Genomic DNA, 17968 nt, shown 5'->3' on the forward strand with positions numbered 1-17968 from the left:
CTCGTGCTTGAACCGAACGGACCGTTGCCCCCCGAGATCTACTGGCGTCGGCGCGCCGTCGCTTTGGGCGTGATCGTCGTGGTGGTCGTGCTGGTCGTGTGGATCATTTCGTCCGTTCGAGGCGGCGACGACTCTCCCGAATCGGCCGCCGCGGCCGCGACGTCGGAACTCACGGGATCGAGCACCCCGAGCGCGCCGCCGTCCGAATCCGGCAACGAGTCGGGGTCGGGGTCCACGTCGTCGGCGAGCGGATCGTCCGGCACCGGCACCGGCACGTCGGCGGCGGCCACCACGAGCGCCGGCGCGGCGGCCGCGCCGTGCGCCGACCAGTCGCTCGCGATCAAGGCCACGCCCGATCAGCCGCAGTACAAGATCGGCGACGAGCCCAGCTTCACGATCGCGATCACCAACATCGGGACCAGCAAGTGCGAGCGCGACTTGGGTTCGGCGATGCAGCAGGCGCTCGTGTACTCCCTCGACGGGAACAAGCGGCTGTGGTCCAACGTCGACTGCTACCCGAGCGCGGACCCTGCCGTGCAGATCCTCGAGCCGGGCGGCCAGGCCCGGTTCACCGTCAAGTGGTCGGGTAAGACGTCGGAGCCCGGCTGTACCGCCCCGCGCAACCAGGTCCCGCCCGGCGGGTACACCGTCATCGCCCAGCTCGGCGGTCTGCGGAGCGCGCCGGAACCGTTCAACTTCGCCTGACGGACCCGTCGCGGCCTAGTCGTACGGGCCGCTGATCGAGGCTTCGGCGAGTCGCGAGAGACCCTCCCGGATGTGGCGTGCCCACAATCCACCGATGCCGTCCACGGACTGCAGATCCCCGGCCGTGGCGGCGAGCAGGCCCTGCAGGGTGCCGAACGAGCTGACCAGTCGATGGATCTGCATGAACTGCAGCCGGGGCACTCGGGTGAGAACGCGGTAGCCGCGCGGGCTCATCGGCGCGTCGAGCGCCTCGATGGTGCCCGGGTACCCGAAGGCGCGGGCCAGCGTCGTCAGGTCGAGCAGGTCGACGTCGGTGAGCTTGTCGACGGTGGCGAGGGTGCTGTCGACCGCCGCCGAGGATGCGGGCTCGGACCCGGCCAGGTAGTCCCGGACCATCAGCTGCCGCATGGCGTCGTTGTCGCCGACCAGCTCCTCGAGCTGCAGCGCGAGCTGGCGGCCGTCGGTGCCCAGCTCGAGCACGTCCTGCTCGATCTCGACCGACACCCGGCGCACCATCTCGAGGCGCTGCACCACGGTGAGCGCGTCGCGCAGCGTCACGAAGTCCTCGATCTCGACGACCGACAGCTGCCGGGTCACCTCGTCCAGCCGGGACTTGTAGCGCTCGAGCGTCGCGACGGCCTGGTTCGCCCGGGACAGGATGGTCGCCGACCCGTCGACGACGTGCCGGATTCCGCCGACGTACACGCTGACGATGCTCATCGACTGGCTCACCGACACGACGGGGAACCCGGTCTGGATGGCGGTGCGCTCGGCGGCGCGGTGCCGGGTGCCGGACTCGACGGTGGGGATCTTGTGGTCGGGCACCAACTGCACGTTGGCGCGCACGATCCGGGTGCCGTCGGTGGACAACACCACGGCGCCGTCCATTTTCGACAGCTCGCGCAGGCGGGTGGGCGCGAACTCGACGTCGAGCTCGAATCCGCCGTCGCACAGCTCCTCGACCTGCTCGTCGTACCCGAGCACGATCAGTGCGCCGGTGCGGCCACGGAGGATGCGCTCGAGCGCGTCGCGCAGGGCCGTTCCGGGGGCGAGGCGAGCGATCGTTTCACGGAGCACGGCCGAAGGCGCAGCGTCGTTCATCGCGAAATCCCCCCTCGTGCGGTTGGTGTCTCCGGTCGGAATCCGAGTGAGTCCGAGGTCACATCTGGCCGAGCCGCATTCGGGCCACGGTCGGGCCGTCTCTACATTACCTAGTTGTGAGCAGTACTTGGACCTTGCCCGATGACCTCGTTCTTCCGGAGGTGCCGGAGTGGTACCCGGCTCCCGGTGAGCCGCTCCCGCAGCACTGGTCCAAGTGCTTCGGCTGTGGCGACGACCAGCCCGCCGGTATGGCGATGAGCTTCCGGGCGGGCGACAAGCTGTCGGTCACGGGCCGACTCGAGGTCGCCAAGCGCTACCAGGGCGGGCCCGGTGTGATCCACGGCGGCATCCTGTCCACCGCGTTCGACGAGGTGCAGGGCATGGCGTGCATGGTGCTCGGAGGCCCGGTGGTGACCGCGCACCTCGAGATCGACTTCGCGCGTCCCATCCCGCTGGGCTCGGTGCTCGAGTTCCGGGCACGCATCGAGGGCACGGTACGGCGCAAGGCGTACACGACGTCGGAGGCGTTCATCGTGGAGGGGCCCGGCACGGACCCCGACACCGCGGTCGCGACGTCGCGGGGCCTGTTCCTGACCGTCAATCCGGAGCACTTCGCGCCGACCGCAGCGTTCGTCGACGGCGATCCCGTCTCGCCGTTCGGCACGTCGGCCGTCTGACGCTCACCGAAGATTCAACGCCCGCAAGGCATCTCCCACGTTCGACACCTCCACGGGGCGAATGCCCTTCGGGAGATCTCCGGAGTCGATCGGCACCACCGCGCGGGTGAATCCCAGCCGCGCGGCCTCGGCGACCCTCCGGGCGACGCCGGACACCCGCCGGACCTCGCCGGCCAGTCCGACTTCGCCGAGCACCACGGTGCCGGTGGGGATGGGTCGGTCCTTGCCGGCGGACGCGACCGCGACGGCCAGGGCCAGATCGCAGGACGGGTCCGTCATCCGCATCCCGCCGACCGTCGCGGCGTAGACCTCCCGGTCGGACAGCTTGATGCCGTGGCGCCGTTCCAGGACCGCCAGCACCATCGAGACCCGCGCCGAGTCGAGTCCGCTCACCGCTCGGCGCGGGGACGGATTGTGGGTGGGCGCGACGAGCGCCTGGACCTCGCCCAGCAGCGGCCGCTTGCCGTCCATCGTGACCGTGACGGCGGTGCCGGACACCTCGTCGGTCCGGTGGTGCAGGAACAGCCCCGACGGATCGCTGACGCCGACGATGCCGTCCTCGCGCAGTTCGAAGCAGCCCACCTCGTCGGCCGCGCCGAACCGGTTCTTGATGCCGCGGATCATCCGGAGTGACGAGTGCTTGTCGCCCTCGAAGTGCAGGACCACGTCCACGAGGTGCTCGAGTGAGCGGGGGCCGGCGACCGCGCCGTCCTTGGTGACGTGGCCGATCAGCAGGACCGGCACGCCGCTGGCCTTCGCGAGCGACGTGAGCGCGCTGGTGATGGCGCGCACCTGGGTCACGCCGCCGACGACGCCGTCGACGTCCGCCGCCAGCATGGTCTGCACCGAGTCGACGATCAGCAGCGTGGGCCGGACCTGCTCGACGTGCCCGAGGACCGTCGCCAGGTCCGATTCGGCGGCCAGGTACACCCGCTCGTGCACCGCGCCGGTGCGGTCGGCCCGCAGCCGGACCTGGCCGGCCGATTCCTCACCGGTGACGTACAGCGCGCGATCGTCGGGCCCGCGCGTCGCCCACCGGTGCACGACCTCGAGGAGCAGCGTCGACTTGCCGACGCCGGGCTCGCCCGCGAGCAGCACCACCGACCCGGGGACGACGCCGCCGCCGAGCACACGGTCGAGTTCGTCGACTCCGGTGGCCTTGGCGCGGGTGGCCGTGCCGTCGATCTGGGTGATCGGGGAGGCCGGGGTGGTCGGCAGCAGCGCCGCGGCGCCGCTGCGGGCGAGCGAGGCGCCGGGACGGGCGGCTACTGCGGTGAGGACGGGCGCCTCGTCCATCGAGCCCCACGTACCGCACTCCGGGCAGCGGCCCACCCATTTCGCCACGGTGTGCTGACACGACGAGCACCGGAAGCTCGATTTAGCTTTTGCCACGCGCGCAGCCTAGTGACCCCGACCGACAGGAGAGCCCGGGCGACGATGTCGCCCGGGCTCTCCCGGAAAGGCTGTGGATCTCGCGGACCCGAAGGATCAGTGGTGACCCTCGGCGACGTCGGGGGACTTCTCCGACTCGTGGCGCTCGGTGGCGTGGCCGGCGTCGACCGGAACCTGCACGACGACGTCGCCGGCGTTCTGGAACGTGAAGATGACCGGGAAGGTCAGGCCCGGACGGACGCCCTCACGGATGTCCTCGAGGGTGACGTCGATCAGGCTGACGGTCTCGGGCGCCTGCTCGGGCACCGAGACGTCGGGGTTGCCGGCACCGAGGGCGGTCTGCGGCTTGATCTCGCGGGTGCCGTCCTTGGCGTCGATGGTGACCGAGCCGGCGAAGTCGGTCTTGATGCTCGTCAGCTTGTCCGTCGCGTGCTCGCTGAGGTTGACAGCGGTGAACGCGAGCTGCGCCGAGCCGCCCGGCTCGATGCTGTACTCCTCGGAGTTCGGGTAGACGACGTGCACGTTGCGGAGCGCGATGTCGCCGCTGGTCGCCTGGTTGCCGTTCACCGCCGCGACCTGGGTGGCCGTCTGCGAGACCTGACCTGCGCCGCATGCGGACAGCATCAGCGTCGCGCCGGCAGCGAGGGCGACAGCGGTGGCGACTCGGCGAGTCGGCGACGCAGTGAGAGCAGTCACGGGTTGTCCTCCATGGGTCAGGTTCACAATCCACTAGGCAGAGTAGTAGTCAGCCTCGAGCGGCCGCACGCTGGGTACTCGTAACGAGGTCGTGTCGGGTGCACAACGGTTGTCGGAGTGCGGGTTCGGGGTTCTTCCGGGAGTCGCCGAACGGGCGACCGGCGCGGCCCGAAATGCACGGTTGACGCGTCCTGTCAACCCCTGAGGTCAGGCAAGGACGCCCCTGACCTGCGCCGTTGATGGGACGATGGTTTGGTCACGTGTTAAACTCGGAAGATCGAAAGGGGCACGGGACAGATGATTTTTAAGGTCGGAGACACCGTCGTATACCCCCATCACGGAGCGGCGCTGATCGAGGCGATCGAAACCCGCACCATCAAGGGTGAACAGAAGGAATACCTCGTTCTGAAGGTCGCTCAGGGCGATCTCACCGTCCGCGTTCCCGCGGAGAACGCCGAGTACGTCGGCGTGCGTGACGTGGTCGGCCAGGAGGGTCTCGACAAGGTGTTCCAGGTGCTTCGTGCGCCGCACACCGAGGAACCGACGAACTGGTCTCGCCGTTACAAGGCGAACCTCGAGAAGCTGGCCTCGGGTGACGTGAACAAGGTCGCCGAGGTCGTGCGTGACCTGTGGCGGCGTGAGCAGGACCGCGGTCTGTCCGCGGGCGAGAAGCGGATGCTGGCCAAGGCCCGGCAGATCCTCGTGGGAGAGCTCGCACTGGCGGAAGGCACCGACGACGCCAAGGCCGAGACCATCCTCGACGAGGTCCTGGCCGCAGCTTCCTGACGGTGACTGAGACAGTCGACACCAGCAGCGGCCGTAGCCGCTCAGCCGGACCGGTCGTCGCGCTGGTTCCCGCTGCCGGACGTGGTGTCCGGCTGGGCGAGTCCGTTCCGAAGGCGTTCGTCGAACTCGCCGGGCGCAGCATGCTGCGTCGCGCCGTCGACGGACTGCTCGAGTCCGGTGTCGTCGACACGGTCGTCGTCATCGTGCCCGAGGAACTTGTCGACGTCGCGCGGGCGGATCTGCCCGACGACGTGGTCGTGGTCGTCGGCGGCGCGGAGCGGGCCGATTCGGTTCGGGCTGGACTCGCCGCCGCGACCGGTGCCGAGCTGGTCCTCGTGCACGATGCGGCCCGCGCGCTCACGCCTCCGACGCTGATCGCGCGGATCGTCGCGGAACTGCATGCCGGACGCACCGCGGTCATCCCGGTGTTGCCGGTCAGCGACACCATCAAGACCGTCGATGTGCTCGGTGCCGTCACCGGCACACCACCGCGTTCGGAGCTGCGCGCGGTCCAGACACCGCAGGGCTTCGACGCGAACCTTCTTCGCCGCGCGTACCACGACGTCGACGGCGACGCGACCGACGACGCCGGACTGGTCGAGCGGCTCGGGGAGCGGGTCCGCACCATCGTCGGCGAACCCGAGGCATTCAAGATCACGACACCATGGGATCTCGCCCTGGCCCGGATGCTGCTCGGCCAGGCGGAATCCGGCCAGGCCCGGTAGGCCTGGGAAACTCCGAGGAGAGGGAGCTCCGAGCGTGCGAGTCGGAATCGGCACCGACGTCCATCCGATCGAGGCCGGCCGTCCGTGCTGGATGGCGGGGCTGTTGTTCGAGGACGCCGACGGCTGCGCCGGGCATTCCGACGGCGACGTCGCCTCTCACGCGCTGTGCGATGCGCTGCTGTCGGCGGCGGGACTCGGCGACCTCGGCTCGGTGTTCGGCACCGGTCGGCCGGAGTGGGACGGTGTGAGCGGTGTGCGAATGCTCACCGAGGTCCGGCGGCTGCTCGGCGACGCCGGATACGTCGTCGGCAACGCGGCGGTGCAGGTCATCGGCAATCGACCGAAGATCGGCCCGCGGCGCGAGGAGGCCCAGCGGGTGCTGTCCGACGTGCTCGGCGCCCCGGTGTCGGTGTCGGCCACCACAACGGACGGACTGGGACTCACCGGCCGTGGTGAGGGCATCGCCGCCGTCGCGACCGCGCTGATCATCCCCGCTGATAGCGCCCGGTAGAATCGCTCGTCGTGACCCTGCGCCTATACGACACCGTGACACGGGCTCTGCGTGACTTCGTTCCGCTGACCCCCGGACATGCCTCGGTGTACCTGTGTGGCGCCACCGTCCAGGGCGAGCCCCACATCGGACACGTGCGCAGCGGCGTCGCGTTCGACGTGCTGCGCCGCTGGCTGCTCGCGCACGACTACGACGTCGCATTCGTGCGGAATGTCACCGACATCGACGACAAGATCCTGAACAAGGCCGCCGAGGCCGGCCGCCCGTGGTGGGAGTGGGCCGCGACGTTCGAGCGGTCGTTCGACTGGGCGTACCAGCAGCTCGGTGTGCTGCCGCCGTCGGTGGAGCCGCGCGCGACCGGGCACATCACCCAGATGGTCGAGATGATGCAGCGGCTCATCGACAATGGGCACGCCTACGCGGCGGCGGGCGACGTCTACTTCGACGTCCGGAGCTTCCCCGAGTACGGCAAGCTCTCCGGGCACAAGCTCGACGACGTCCATCAGGGCGAGAGCGCGGCCGAGGGCAAGCGCGATCCGCGGGACTTCACGCTGTGGAAGGCCGCGAAGCCGGGCGAGCCGTCGTGGCCCACGCCGTGGGGTCCGGGCCGCCCGGGCTGGCACCTCGAGTGCTCCGCGATGGCCGTGTTCTACCTCGGGCAGGCGTTCGACATCCATTGCGGTGGAATGGATCTGGTGTTCCCCCACCACGAGAACGAGATCGCGCAGGCCAAGTGCGCGGGCGACGACTTCGCGCAGTACTGGTTGCACAACGGCTGGGTCACCAAGTCCGGCGAGAAGATGTCGAAATCGCTCGGCAACGTGCTGTCGATCCCGAACGTGTTGAAACTGGTTCGGCCGCAGGAACTTCGGTACTACCTCGGCAGCGCGCACTACCGGTCGATGCTCGAGTACTCCGAGGAGGCCCTGCAGGAGGCCGCGGTGGCGTACCGCCGCTGCGAGTCCTTCGTGCAGCGTGCCGCGGAACGCACCGGGCGCGATGTCCCGGTGGGCAAGTGGACCGAGGAGTTCGCGTCGGCTCTCGACGACGACCTGAACGTCCCGGCGGCCCTCGCGGAGATCCACGGGCGCGTGCGTGAGGGCAACATCGCGCTCGAATCCGGTGATTCCGAGGGTGCGTTGACCGTCGCGGCGCAGGTGCGGGCGATGCTCGGCATCCTCGGTGTGGATCCGCTGGATCCGCAGTGGACGTCGGCGTCCGACAACGCGGTGGCCATGGGCGCGCTCGACGTGCTGGTGCAGGCCGAACTCGACCGGCGCCAGCAGGCCCGGGCCGACAAGAACTGGGCGGTGGCCGACGAGGTCCGCGACCGGTTGGCCGCGGCGGGCATCGCCGTGACCGACACTCCGAGCGGACCCGAGTGGTCGCTCGAGCAAGCTTCTTCCAACGAATCGGGTAAGTGATGGCGGGTAATTCGAGCAGGCGCGGTGCGATCCGCAAGGGTGGCACCAAGAAGGGCCAGGTCGTCGGATCCGGCGGCAAGCGCAGCAAGGGTCTCGAGGGGCGCGGCGCGACGCCGCCCGCCGAGGCACGGACCAAGCATCCCGCGGCCAAGAAGGCGCGGGCCGCCGCGCGGGCCGCGGATCAGCGGCAGATGCAGCGGGCTGCGGCGATCCGTCGTGCCGAAGACTCGCCGGAGATGGTGCTCGGCCGCAACCCCGTCGTCGAGTGCCTGCGCGCGGGTGTGCCCGCGACGGCGCTGTACGTGGCGGTGGGCGCGGAGACCGACGATCGCCTGAAGGAATCCGTGCAGCGCGCCGCGGACGAGGGCATCTCCATCCTCGAGGTGCCGCGCACCGACCTCGATCGGATGAGCGCCAACGGCATGCACCAGGGCATCGCGCTGCAGGTGCCGCCGTACCGGTACGCGCACCCGGACGACCTGCTCACCGCCGCCCGCACCCGACAGGAGCCGGCGCTGCTGGTGGCCCTGGACAACATCACCGATCCGCGCAACCTCGGCGCCGTCGTGCGTTCGGTGGCTGCCTTCGGTGGTCACGGTGTGGTGATCCCGCAGCGTCGCAGCGCGAGCGTCTCGGCGGTCGCGTGGCGCACCAGCGCCGGTGCCGCGGCCCGCCTGCCCGTCGCGCGGGCGACGAATCTGACTCGTACGCTGAAGGATTGGCAGTCCAAGGGTGTTCAGGTCGTGGGCCTGGACGCGGGCGGCGACACGAGCCTCGACAACTATGTCGGTACCGATCCCGTCGTGATCGTCGTCGGCTCCGAGGGCAAGGGCCTGTCCCGCCTGGTCCGCGAGACGTGCGACTCGATCCTGAGCATCCCGATGGCCGGCGAGGTGGAATCGCTCAACGCGTCGGTCGCCGCGGGCGTCGTGCTGTCGGAGATCGCGCGTCAGCGTCGCGGCTGACGGGTCACAGCACCTTCCGCAACCTGATCCGAGATCCCGGTCGCAGCTGAGCTGCGGCCGGGATGTCGTCGTCCAGGACGACGGCGATCACCGGGTAGCCCCCCGTCACCGGATGGTCGGCGAGGAACAGCACGGGCATGCCGTCGGGCGGTACCTGCAGGGCCCCGGTCACCATGCCCTCGCTGGCCAGCTCGCCCCGGCGCGCGCGGTGCAGCGGGCCCGGACCCTCGAGGCGGGCGCCGACGCGGTCGGTATCGGTGGTAACCGTCCACGTCTGCCGGACGAGGGCGGTTCGGGAGGCCGGGGTGAACCAGTCGTCGCGCGGGCCCAGCCGGATGCGCAGTTCGACGGGGTCGGGGGCCGGCGCCGGCGGGGGGATGAGCTCCTCGATCGGCAACTCGCCGTGCAGGTCTCCGATCGGCAGCCGATCGCCGTCGCGGAGCGGTTCCGGGCCGATCCCGGACAGGGTGTCGGTGGCGCGGCTGCCGAGGACGGCGGGGACGTCGATGCCGCCGCGGACCGCGAGATAGGTCCGCAGTCCGGCGGGTGCGATCCCCAGAGCAATCTCGTCACCGTCCCGGACGTGCAGCGTCGAGTAGAGCGGGCGCGGTTCACCGTTCACGGTCAGGGGTGCCGGGGCGCCGGTGACCGCGATCGTCGCCGGGCCGACAGCGCGGACCCGGAGGCCGCCCAAGGTCGTCTCGAGGGTGGCCGCCGACGGTTCGTTGCCGACCAGGCGGTTGGCGCTGTCGTGCGCGGTGACGTCGGCCGCGCCGGATACCCCGACCCCGAGCGCCGCGTGTCCGGCCCGCCCACGGTCCTGGACGGTGGTGCGTGCGCCGGCGCGCAGAACTTCGAGCCATGGCATGTGTCGATTGTGTCCGATGAGGTCGGCGGTGACTACGATCGGCCGATGCTGACAGCTGCGCTGTACGGTCTGGGGACGGCTCTGCCGCTGTTGCTCGGTGCGTGGGTGGGACTGCGCTACGACCTGCCGCGCCCGTTGCTGGCCGCGCTCATGGCATTCGGTGCGGGCACGATGGTGGCGGCGGTGTCGTCGGAGCTGTTCGCGCCCGCGTTCGCGATCGAGGGGGTGTGGGTCGCGGGGGCGGCGCTGCTCGCCGGGGCGGTGGTGTACGTCGTGGCCGACCACCTGATCGAGAACAAACTGGGACCCGCCGCGCTGGGGTGGGCGTTGATGCTCGGCGCGCTGCTCGACGGCATACCCGAGAACACCGCGCTGGGCGTCTCGCTCGCAGGTGGCGGGGGAGTGGTGTTGCTGGTGGCCGTCGCGGTCGGCAACGTGCCCGAGGCCGTCGCGGGCGCGGCGTCGATGCGCAAGCAGCCCGGCTTCGACCGGCGTCGGGCCTTCTGGGTGTGGGCGATCACGGCCGCGGTCCTGGTGCTGGTCGTGATCGTAGCCAACGCCGTCTCCGACACGATCCCGGACAGTCGCATCGCGGTGATCCAGGCCTTCGCGGGCGGGGCAACCATTGCGGTGCTTGCCGATTCGCTCATGCCGGAGGCGTACCGGGAGGGCGGCTGGTGGGTGGGGATCTCGACGGCGCTCGGGTTCCTCGTCGCCTTCGCGCTCGGCGCGTAGGAGCGCGAAGGCGACGGGGCGTCAGTCCGTGCGGAAGACGGTCCGGTGCCACTCCTTCCGCGAGTCACGCGAGAGGTCGAACATCACGTGCTTCACGGTGGTGTACTCCTCGAACGAGTAGGTCGACATGTCCTTGCCGAATCCGGACTGCTTCACCCCGCCGTGCGGCATCTCGCTGACGATCGGGATGTGGTCGTTGACCCAGACGCAGCCGGCTGCGATCTCACGGGTCGCGCGCAGCGCGCGGTGTAGGTCGGTGGTCCACGCCGACGCGGCCAGACCGTACGGGGTGTCGTTGGCGAGGGCGATGGCCTCGTCGTCGTCGCGGAACGGCGTCACGGTCAGCACCGGGCCGAACACCTCGTCGCGGTAGATCTCGCTGTCGACCGACGCCCCGGTCACGAGCGTGGGACGGTAGTAGGCACCTGCGGCGAGGGGCCCGTCCCCGGCGCGGCCGCCGGTGACGATCGTGGCGTAATCGCGTGCGCGCTCGATCATTCCGGCGACCCGGTCGCGGTGCGCGTAGGAGCTCAGGGGACCGAGGTCCGTCGCCTCGTCGGCGGTCGGGCCCAGGGTGACGGACTCGTAGAGTTCGGCGACGCCCGCGACGAACGAGTCGACGACCGACTCGTGCACGATCGCGCGGGTGGCCGCCGTGCAGTCCTGTCCGCCGTTGATCAGGCTCGCGGCCACGGCCCCGTGGATCGCGGCGTCCAGGTCGGCGTCGTCGAACACGACGAAGGGCGCCTTGCCGCCCAGCTCGAGGTGGACGCGCTTGGCGTTGGTGGCGGCGGCCTCGAGGATCGATCGTCCGACCGCGGTCGATCCGGTGAAGGAGATCATGTCGACGCCGACGTGGCGTGCGAGGGCCGAGCCGGCCTCGGGGCCGCTGCCGACGACGATGTTGACGACGCCGTCGGGGACGCCGGCCTCGGTGATCGCCTCGGCCAGCAGTAGCGCCGTCAGCGGCGTGATCTCGGCGGGCTTGAGCACGACGGTGTTGCCGGCGGCGATCGCGGGGAAGATCTTCCACACCGCCATCTGCAGCGGGTAGTTCCACGGGGCGACGGCGCCGACGACCCCGAGCGGTTCGCGGCGGATGCTCGAGGTGTGGGTGGGCGAGTACTCGCCGGTCGCCTTGCCCTCGAGGATGCGCGCGGCGCCGGCGAAGAACTCGATGTTGTCGATCGAGCCCGGAACGTCGAACTCGCGTGCCAGCCGGATCGGCTTGCCGCACTGGCGGCTCTCGAGCGCAGCCAGTTCGTCCGAGCGGCCCCGGAGAACCTCGGCGACGCGGAACAGAAGCGCCGAGCGTTCGGCGGGGGTGGTCCGTGACCACGATCCGAACGCGCGCCGGGCCGCGGCGACCGCACGGTCGACGTCGTCGCGGCTCGCGAGGGTGACGGTGACGATCGTCTCGCCGGTCGAGGGGTCGATCACGTCCTGCGTGCAGTCGGAGGACCCTTCGCACCGGGTCCCGTCGATGTACTGGTGCATCGTGTCCATGCTTTCGTCGTCGGAGCCCGAGCGGGGGGCCGTCAGGAGATGTAGATCTTGCGGAGCGTCTCGTGCACCGTCCACACGGTGCGCTGTCCGGCCTGCAGCCGCACCAGCGTGCCGGGCCGGAGATCGACTGCGGGCGAACCGTCCTCGAACTCGACGATGCCCCGTCCGTCGACGACGAAGAACACCTCGTCCGCCTCGACGTCACGCGAGGTCCCGGGGGTGTGCTCCCACACCCCGATCGTCAACCCCGCCAGGTCTGTCAGTGCCCGGTGGGCGGTCGTCGGCGATCCGTCCATGACGAGTTCGTCCGGGAGGGCGCGGTGGTCGAGCGACACGCCGGTGACGTCGACGCCGCCGGCGTGCGCGGTGGGCTCTGGATGTGTGGAAGTCATTGGTGGCCTGTCGAGTCGATGTTTCGGGGTCACTCGTCGTGTTCGGTTGGTGCGGTGTCCGCGGAGACCACCTCGTGGAGCATCGGCGGGTTGCCGACGCCCCAGCCGTACGCCAGCTTGCCCACCTCGAGAACGAAGAACGACTCGGTGGAGAGCACTCCGTCGATGGCGTGCAGCTGGTCGTGCATCAGCCGGGTGAAGTCCTCGGTGTCCTTGCAGATCACCTCGACGATGACGTCGTACCGCCCCGAGGTGACGATCACGTAGCTGGTCTGCGGCAGCGCCGCCACCGCCTCGCACACCGAGCGGGCGGTGCCGGCGCGAGTGTGGATGCCCACGATCGCCATGCGGTCGAAGCCGATTCGCATCGGATTGGCGATCCCGACGATCTGCAGGATCCCGGCGTCCTCGAGCCGCTGCACCCGGTAGCGCGCCGAGGACGCCGGGATGTCGAGCTCCTCTGCGATCTGCCGGTACGGGAGGCGACCGTCCTTCTGCAGGAGCTCGATGATCCGCGCGTCGATCGCGTCGATGCTCGGTGTGTTCAAGATGTCCTCCGAACCGGTTCGGTACGACTAGGAATCGAATCCCAGTCCGATGCTGTCGAGGAGACGCAACCACAGGTTGCGGCGACCGTGGTCGTCCTCCCTGGCCAGCGACCATCTGGTCGCCTGGACACCAAAGTAACGCACCGGTTCCGGGGGAAACGGAACCGCCGGGCGCCGGATCATCGCCAGCTCCGTGCGTTCCGTCCGGCGCCCGGCCAGCCGGTCGAGCATCACCTGGGCACCGAAGCGGGTCGCGGTGACGCCGAGGCCGGTGAAACCCGTCGCGTAGGCGACGCGTCCGCCGTACGCGCTGCCCGCGGTGAGGCAGAAGCGCGTCGACGAGTCGATGATCCCGCCCCACGCGTGGGTGAACTGCTTGTCGGCCAACTGCGGGTACGTCGCGGCGAAGTTCTCCGCGAGCCGGGCGTAGGTCTCCGGCCGGTCCAGCAGTTCCTCGTCGCGTCGGGAACCGAAGTGGTAGATCGCGTCGTAGCCGCCCCACAGGATCCGGTTGTCCGCGGTCTTCCGGTAGTAGTGGAACTGGTTGCCGGCGTCGGTGAGACCGAAGTCCGCGGTCCACCCGATGGATTCGAGATCGCTGTCGCTCAGCGGCTCGGTGACGAGCGCGTAGTCGTAGACCGGAATGATCGTGTTCGTCAGTCGGCGCAGGAGTGGTTTGAATGCGTTGGTGGCCAGCGCAACTCGCTTCGCCTCGACCCGGCCGCCCCGGGTGGTGGCGGCGATGCGTTCGCCGGCGGTCTTCTCGATCGACGCGACCGGTGTGTTCTCGTGGATCTCGACGCCGAGTTCGAGGCAGGCCCGACGGAGCCCGAGTACCAGCTTGTACGGATCGACCAGGGAATAGTCGGGCAGGTACAGGCCACCGACGTACGCGGGCGACGTGGTCCAGTCGCCGATCTCGGACGGCGGGATGAACCGCGACTGCTCGCCGTAACGCCCGCTGGTCTCGGAGTACGCCCGCAGAGCGTCGAGTTCCCAAGTGGTGCGGGCGAAGCTGACCTTTCCGGGGCGTCGGTAGTCGGCGTCGATGCCGTAACGCTCCAGGGCCTCCTCGATCCCGGCCAGGTTGTCGAGTCCCATCCGGTGCATGGTCGCAGCCTCGGACGGCCAGCGGCTCACACCGTTCGCGAGGCCGTGGGTGACGCTGGGGGAGCAGAAGCCGCCGTTGCGGCCGCTCGCGGCGTGCCCGACGGTGTAGCCCTCGAGCAGCACCACGCGCTGATCGGGATCGGACTCCTTGGCCATGAGCGCGGTCCAGAGACCGGTATAGCCTCCGCCCACCACCAGCAGGTCGGCGGACAGCGTCGTCGCGAGCGCCGGGAGCGGGCTCGGGGCGGGCGTCACGTCGAACCAGTACGGGGAGCGGCGCACCCCGTCGATCGTCGACGGGCTGGTGGTGGGCATGCGGAGACCTTTCATTGGAAGAGCGTGTTCGTCGCGAGTCAGCGGCCCAGGTGCATGACACCGGTGCGCAGGTCGGACATGTCGATCAGCGTGTGCTTGCCGCCGATCCGACCCCAGCCGGTGCCCTTGCCGCCGGCGCCGCCGAACGGCATGTTGATGTCCCAGAATCCGGTGCTGTCGTTGACGATCACCTGTCCGGTCTCCACCTCTTCCACGAATCGGTAAGCCTTGGTGAGGCTTTCGGTGAAGACGGCCGCCTGGAGGCCCAGCGCGTCGCTGTTGGCCAGGCGGAGCAGTTCGTCGTCGTCGCGGCCCGTGATGACCGGAACGACCGGTCCGAACGATTCCTCCTTGCTGAGGAGGCTGTCGGGGGTGACGCCGTCGACGACGGTGAAGTCGTAGTACAGGTCGGTGGGGAAGCCCTCACGGCGACCGCCGCCGACCAGGACGTCGAAGCCGCGTTCGCGTGCGTCGGCCAGGTGGCGGTCCATCTTCGCGGCCACGCCCTCGTTGTTGAGCGGGCCGAGGTTGACCGCGGAGTCGAAGGGATCGCCGAGCGTGACCGTGCCGGCGTAGGCGACCAGCGCCTCGACGAACGCGTCGTGCACGTCGGCGTGGACGAGGGCGCGCTCGGTGGCACAGCAGACCTGGCCCGCGCAGTAGTAGGCGGCGTCGGCGGCGGCCTTGGCCGCGGCCTCGACGTTGGCGTCGGCGAGCACGATGAGCGGGCCGTTGCCGGAGCACTCCATGATGGAGCGCTTGAGGCCGGCGGTCGCCTGGATCTTCGCGCCGGTCTGGGACGAGCCGATGAAGCCGATGGCGTCGATGCCCGGGTGCGAGACCAGGTCGGCGCCGAAGTTGCCTTCGCCCGGAAGGATGTTCACCAGACCGGCCGGCAGCCCGGCGGCCTCGAACGCCTCCATCGCTGCCAGGACGGTCAGCGACGTGTGGGTCGGCGGCTTGACGACGTGCGCGTTGCCGGTGGCCAGGCCCGGTGCGACGAACTCGGTGAGCATGAGCAGCGGGAAGTTCCAGGGCGTGATGATGCCCCAGACGCCGACCGGCCGGTAGAAGGTCCACATCCGCTTCTGCGGATCGTTCGACGGCAGCGTCTCGCCGTGCAGGCGGACCGCGTCCTCGGCGTGCAGGTGGAACAGCTGCGCGGCCTCGGTCACGTCGGCGATCGACTCGGCGAGCGGCTTGCCCTGCTCGAGGGTCTGGAGGCGGGCCAGGACGTCGATGCGCTTCTCGAGCTCGTCGCCGATGCGGTGGCAGATCTCGGCGCGCTGCCAGACGCCCACCTTGCGCCACTCCGCCTGGGCGCGGTGTGCGGCGTCGACGGCCTTGTCGAGGTCGGCGGTGGAGGGGACCGGGATGGTTCCGATGTGGCCGCCGGTGACCGGGCTGATCACGTCGACGGACTCGCCGGTGCTGCCGTCGGTGTACGCGCCGTCCACGTAGAGCTGCTGACGCGGAGCGGTGGGGATGGATGTCGTCATGAGAAACCCTCTTGGTGTGGGTAGGGCTGCCGGTGCCCTCGGTGGCTGTGCTGGGGATCACTCGTTCCGTGCGAGTGTGGCCACGATAACGGCAATCGCGGCCGATGTCACCCCCGATGGGCAACTATTGCGCCCAAAATTTGTTCGATGAGCAAATTTGAAGCTGATCTTCAGCTCATCGAGCGATCTTGATCGAGTGTCTGGTCGGTGGCGGTGGGCACGTGTTCGCCGGTGAGTGCCTCGATCACCCGGGCGAGGTCGTCCTGGGACAGGTCGCCGGCGTCGGGGCCGACGCGCCGCACCTCCCGTGGGCGTCGCTGTTCGTCCATGGCGCGGAGTCCTTTTCCGGGTCAGAGTGCGCCCAGTGCGGCCGCTCCGGCGGCTCGACCGGTGTCGAGGGACGAGCTGACGGTGCTGGTGACCATGCCGGCCCAGAACACCGTGTTGTCGATCGGGTCGTACAGCCCTTGGCGTCGCGAGGTCGGGCCCGGGTATGCGCCTCGGGCGTACTGGTCGAGGGACCAGTCGTAGGTCGATGCGGCAACGGTGTTCAGGCCGGGGTCGCCGGCCATCGATCGGACCGCATCGAGCGACTGAGCGAGACGCTCGGACTCCGGGAGCGCCAGTAGCTCCCGGGCCTCGTCCCCGGTCGCCCACGCGACGACCACCTGTCCCGAGTATCCGGGCGCGGCGGCCGACCCGTTCCACAGGGTGGGCGGGTTGACCAGGTAGTCCTCCGCGAGGTCCCATCCGTCCGGCAGCACCGGTGCGGGAAACTCGAGGAGGCCCTTGTAGACCGGGAGGTAGACCACCTCGGACAGCCCCGACCGCTGTTGCGGGGGCAGCGGCGGATCGAACACGATCGACTCCTGCTGCAGCACGCCGGCGGGCAGTGCGATCACGAGTTTGCGGGCGGTGAACCTGGTGCCGCCCGCGAGCACCTCCACACCGCGTGGCGTGTAGGCCACGCGGGTGACCTCGTGATTCATGCGGACGTCGATGCCCTCGGCGAGGATTCGGACGACCTGGTCGTAGCCGCCGATCACGCGGAAGTCCCCGTACCCGTCGCTCGGGATGTCGCCGCTGTCCGGTGCGGTGAGGGCGGTCTCGAGATCCTCGACGACGTATTGGGCGGGCAGCTTGTCGAACTGCTCGGTGTCGACCTCGATGACGAGGAAGGCCAGCGGGTAGTTCGCCCGATCGATTCCCAGCCGCGAGAGGTACGCCTCAGCCGTCTCGCCGGGATTCGGGGCCGGGAGTGGCGTCGGGAGGTCGGGCCTGCCCTGCGGAAAGTTGTAGAACTGCCACGTGTCCTGGTCCACCCACGGCGAGGTCGGATCGAAGCGGGACATCTTCGTCCCCCAGCGATGTGTCGAGATGTTCGCCGGTCCGACGATGTCCCACGTGGAGACGTCGGCGCCGTGGATGAGTTCGGCGCCCCGTTCCACGGGGATGCCCATTGTCGTGCGGTCGGTCCAGAGTCGTCCGCCGATTCGATCGCGCGCCTCGAGAGCGATCACCGATCGGCCCGCATCCGCGACCGTTCGGGCCGCGCCCAGCCCGGAGACGCCGGCGCCGAGCACGATGACGTCCGCGTCGTTCGAGGCGGTCGAGCCGAGCGAGCCGAGCGACCCGGTCTGCGCCCGGGCCTGCGGGGATCGTGCGAACAGCATCGCCGAAAGGCCGACCGCGCCGCCGTAGCCGAGCAGGCGTCGTCGCGTCAGTTGGATGTGTGGAGCATTGACTGGTTTCACCGAGGATCTCCTGGACCGCGTGGGGTGTGATGTGGCGCTGCCGACGCCGGGAATGTGTGTTGGGTCACTCGTTCCGTCGAGTGCGGCCACGATATCGACTCGGCACGTGCCTGTCACTTCTATGAGCAAAGATTCCACATATTTTTTGTCATTTGAACAACAGCGCGGCTCCTTCTCCTCGTCATCGACAACGTTGACGGGGTCGTGCTGCGCAGTTCGCCCCGGCCGGGGGCTTGTCATCTCTCGCGGTGTGATCCAT

At 69.7% G+C, this 17968-nt stretch carries 19 protein-coding genes; 8 read left to right on the plus strand and 11 right to left on the minus strand.

Going from position 1 to position 17968, the window contains the following annotated elements; genetic code table 11:
* Positions 1-3: 3 nt before the first annotated feature.
* The gene (locus tag ABTV10_RS03100; protein WP_499032436.1) at positions 4-705 is read left to right on the plus strand and encodes a hypothetical protein; all 702 of its coding nucleotides are present in this window, start codon (positions 4-6) and stop codon (positions 703-705) included.
* 15 nt (positions 706-720) lie between these two features.
* On the opposite strand, the gene disA is transcribed toward ABTV10_RS03100, so the two are convergent.
* Positions 721-1806 carry a DNA integrity scanning diadenylate cyclase DisA gene (gene disA, locus ABTV10_RS03105; RefSeq protein ID WP_499032437.1) on the minus strand — a complete coding sequence of 362 codons (1086 nt, stop codon included), beginning with the start codon at positions 1804-1806 and terminating at the stop codon, positions 721-723.
* Between the two features lie 116 nt (positions 1807-1922).
* Here disA and ABTV10_RS03110 point away from each other — a divergent pair, with 116 nt between their 5' ends.
* Positions 1923-2483, plus strand: a complete 561-nt coding sequence (locus tag ABTV10_RS03110; RefSeq protein WP_499032439.1) for a PaaI family thioesterase — start codon at positions 1923-1925, stop codon at positions 2481-2483.
* Between the two features lie 3 nt (positions 2484-2486).
* Here the strand turns inward: ABTV10_RS03110 and radA are convergent, their stop codons facing one another.
* On the minus strand, positions 2487-3875 hold the full coding sequence (gene radA, locus ABTV10_RS03115; protein WP_499032440.1) for a DNA repair protein RadA: 1389 nt from the start codon (positions 3873-3875) through the stop codon (positions 2487-2489).
* Positions 3876-3971: 96 nt separating this feature from the next.
* The gene (locus ABTV10_RS03120) at positions 3972-4571 is read right to left on the minus strand and encodes a copper chaperone PCu(A)C domain-containing protein (RefSeq protein ID WP_499032441.1); all 600 of its coding nucleotides are present in this window, start codon (positions 4569-4571) and stop codon (positions 3972-3974) included.
* A 297-nt stretch (positions 4572-4868) separates the two neighbouring features.
* Between ABTV10_RS03120 and carD the strand changes: the two genes are divergently transcribed.
* Genes carD through rlmB form a run of 5 tightly spaced genes read left to right on the plus strand, consistent with a single transcriptional unit; the run spans position 4869 to position 8982 of the window.
* Complete coding sequence (gene carD / locus ABTV10_RS03125; protein ID WP_127917589.1) at positions 4869-5357, plus strand: RNA polymerase-binding transcription factor CarD; 489 nt, start codon at positions 4869-4871, stop codon at positions 5355-5357.
* 2 nt (positions 5358-5359) lie between these two features.
* Positions 5360-6082, plus strand: coding sequence for a 2-C-methyl-D-erythritol 4-phosphate cytidylyltransferase (gene ispD, locus ABTV10_RS03130; RefSeq protein WP_499032442.1), 723 nt, complete (start codon positions 5360-5362; stop codon positions 6080-6082).
* A gap of 34 nt (positions 6083-6116) precedes the next feature.
* Positions 6117-6593, plus strand: a complete 477-nt coding sequence (gene ispF, locus ABTV10_RS03135; RefSeq protein WP_433609721.1) for a 2-C-methyl-D-erythritol 2,4-cyclodiphosphate synthase — start codon at positions 6117-6119, stop codon at positions 6591-6593.
* An 11-nt stretch (positions 6594-6604) separates the two neighbouring features.
* On the plus strand, positions 6605-8017 hold the full coding sequence (cysS, locus tag ABTV10_RS03140; RefSeq protein WP_499032444.1) for a cysteine--tRNA ligase: 1413 nt from the start codon (positions 6605-6607) through the stop codon (positions 8015-8017).
* Entirely contained in the window at positions 8017-8982 is a 966-nt protein-coding gene (gene rlmB / locus ABTV10_RS03145) for a 23S rRNA (guanosine(2251)-2'-O)-methyltransferase RlmB (protein ID WP_433609725.1), read from the plus strand. Before cysS ends, rlmB begins: the two co-directional genes overlap by 1 nt.
* A gap of 4 nt (positions 8983-8986) precedes the next feature.
* Here the strand turns inward: rlmB and ABTV10_RS03150 are convergent, their stop codons facing one another.
* On the minus strand, positions 8987-9850 hold the full coding sequence (locus ABTV10_RS03150) for a 5-oxoprolinase subunit C family protein (protein ID WP_499032446.1): 864 nt from the start codon (positions 9848-9850) through the stop codon (positions 8987-8989).
* A 45-nt stretch (positions 9851-9895) separates the two neighbouring features.
* On the opposite strand from ABTV10_RS03150, the gene ABTV10_RS03155 reads away from it, so the two are divergent.
* Positions 9896-10585 (plus strand): ZIP family metal transporter, encoded by a 690-nt coding sequence (locus ABTV10_RS03155; RefSeq protein WP_499032447.1) that lies wholly within the window; start codon positions 9896-9898, stop codon positions 10583-10585.
* A 21-nt stretch (positions 10586-10606) separates the two neighbouring features.
* On the opposite strand, the gene ABTV10_RS03160 is transcribed toward ABTV10_RS03155, so the two are convergent.
* From ABTV10_RS03160 to ABTV10_RS03190, 7 genes are all read right to left on the minus strand, one after another.
* Entirely contained in the window at positions 10607-12091 is a 1485-nt protein-coding gene (locus tag ABTV10_RS03160; protein ID WP_499032448.1) for a gamma-aminobutyraldehyde dehydrogenase, read from the minus strand.
* A gap of 32 nt (positions 12092-12123) precedes the next feature.
* Positions 12124-12483 carry a cupin domain-containing protein gene (locus ABTV10_RS03165; protein ID WP_433609732.1) on the minus strand — a complete coding sequence of 120 codons (360 nt, stop codon included), beginning with the start codon at positions 12481-12483 and terminating at the stop codon, positions 12124-12126.
* Positions 12484-12512: 29 nt separating this feature from the next.
* Positions 12513-13031, minus strand: coding sequence for an Lrp/AsnC family transcriptional regulator (locus tag ABTV10_RS03170; RefSeq protein WP_433609734.1), 519 nt, complete (start codon positions 13029-13031; stop codon positions 12513-12515).
* A gap of 27 nt (positions 13032-13058) precedes the next feature.
* Positions 13059-14456, minus strand: a complete 1398-nt coding sequence (locus tag ABTV10_RS03175) for an NAD(P)/FAD-dependent oxidoreductase (protein WP_499032450.1) — start codon at positions 14454-14456, stop codon at positions 13059-13061.
* A gap of 38 nt (positions 14457-14494) precedes the next feature.
* On the minus strand, positions 14495-15955 hold the full coding sequence (locus ABTV10_RS03180; protein ID WP_499032452.1) for an aldehyde dehydrogenase family protein: 1461 nt from the start codon (positions 15953-15955) through the stop codon (positions 14495-14497).
* A 170-nt stretch (positions 15956-16125) separates the two neighbouring features.
* The gene (locus ABTV10_RS03185; RefSeq protein ID WP_499032455.1) at positions 16126-16284 is read right to left on the minus strand and encodes a hypothetical protein; all 159 of its coding nucleotides are present in this window, start codon (positions 16282-16284) and stop codon (positions 16126-16128) included.
* A 21-nt stretch (positions 16285-16305) separates the two neighbouring features.
* The gene (locus tag ABTV10_RS03190) at positions 16306-17709 is read right to left on the minus strand and encodes a flavin monoamine oxidase family protein (RefSeq protein WP_499032457.1); all 1404 of its coding nucleotides are present in this window, start codon (positions 17707-17709) and stop codon (positions 16306-16308) included.
* Positions 17710-17968: the final 259 nt, after the last annotated feature.

Origin of the sequence: Paraburkholderia sp. RHO2, assembly GCF_050955445.1 — a bacterium.
Lineage (GTDB): Bacteria > Actinomycetota > Actinomycetes > Mycobacteriales > Mycobacteriaceae > Prescottella > Prescottella agglutinans_A.

Bases quoted from the DNA above. Each gene is read 5' to 3' on its own strand.
- disA (WP_499032437.1), bottom strand. From the start codon at position 1,806: ATGAACGACGCTGCGCCTTCGGCCGTGCTCCGTGAAACGATCGCTCGC.
- carD (WP_127917589.1), top strand. From the start codon at position 4,869: ATGATTTTTAAGGTCGGAGACACCGTCGTATACCCCCATCACGGAGCG.
- rlmB (WP_433609725.1), top strand. From the start codon at position 8,017: ATGGCGGGTAATTCGAGCAGGCGCGGTGCGATCCGCAAGGGTGGCACC.
- ABTV10_RS03150 (WP_499032446.1), bottom strand. From the start codon at position 9,850: ATGCCATGGCTCGAAGTTCTGCGCGCCGGCGCACGCACCACCGTCCAG.
- ABTV10_RS03155 (WP_499032447.1), top strand. From the start codon at position 9,896: ATGCTGACAGCTGCGCTGTACGGTCTGGGGACGGCTCTGCCGCTGTTG.
- ABTV10_RS03160 (WP_499032448.1), bottom strand. From the start codon at position 12,091: ATGGACACGATGCACCAGTACATCGACGGGACCCGGTGCGAAGGGTCC.
- ABTV10_RS03165 (WP_433609732.1), bottom strand. From the start codon at position 12,483: ATGACTTCCACACATCCAGAGCCCACCGCGCACGCCGGCGGCGTCGAC.
- ABTV10_RS03175 (WP_499032450.1), bottom strand. From the start codon at position 14,456: ATGCCCACCACCAGCCCGTCGACGATCGACGGGGTGCGCCGCTCCCCG.
- ABTV10_RS03180 (WP_499032452.1), bottom strand. From the start codon at position 15,955: ATGACGACATCCATCCCCACCGCTCCGCGTCAGCAGCTCTACGTGGAC.
- ABTV10_RS03185 (WP_499032455.1), bottom strand. From the start codon at position 16,284: ATGGACGAACAGCGACGCCCACGGGAGGTGCGGCGCGTCGGCCCCGAC.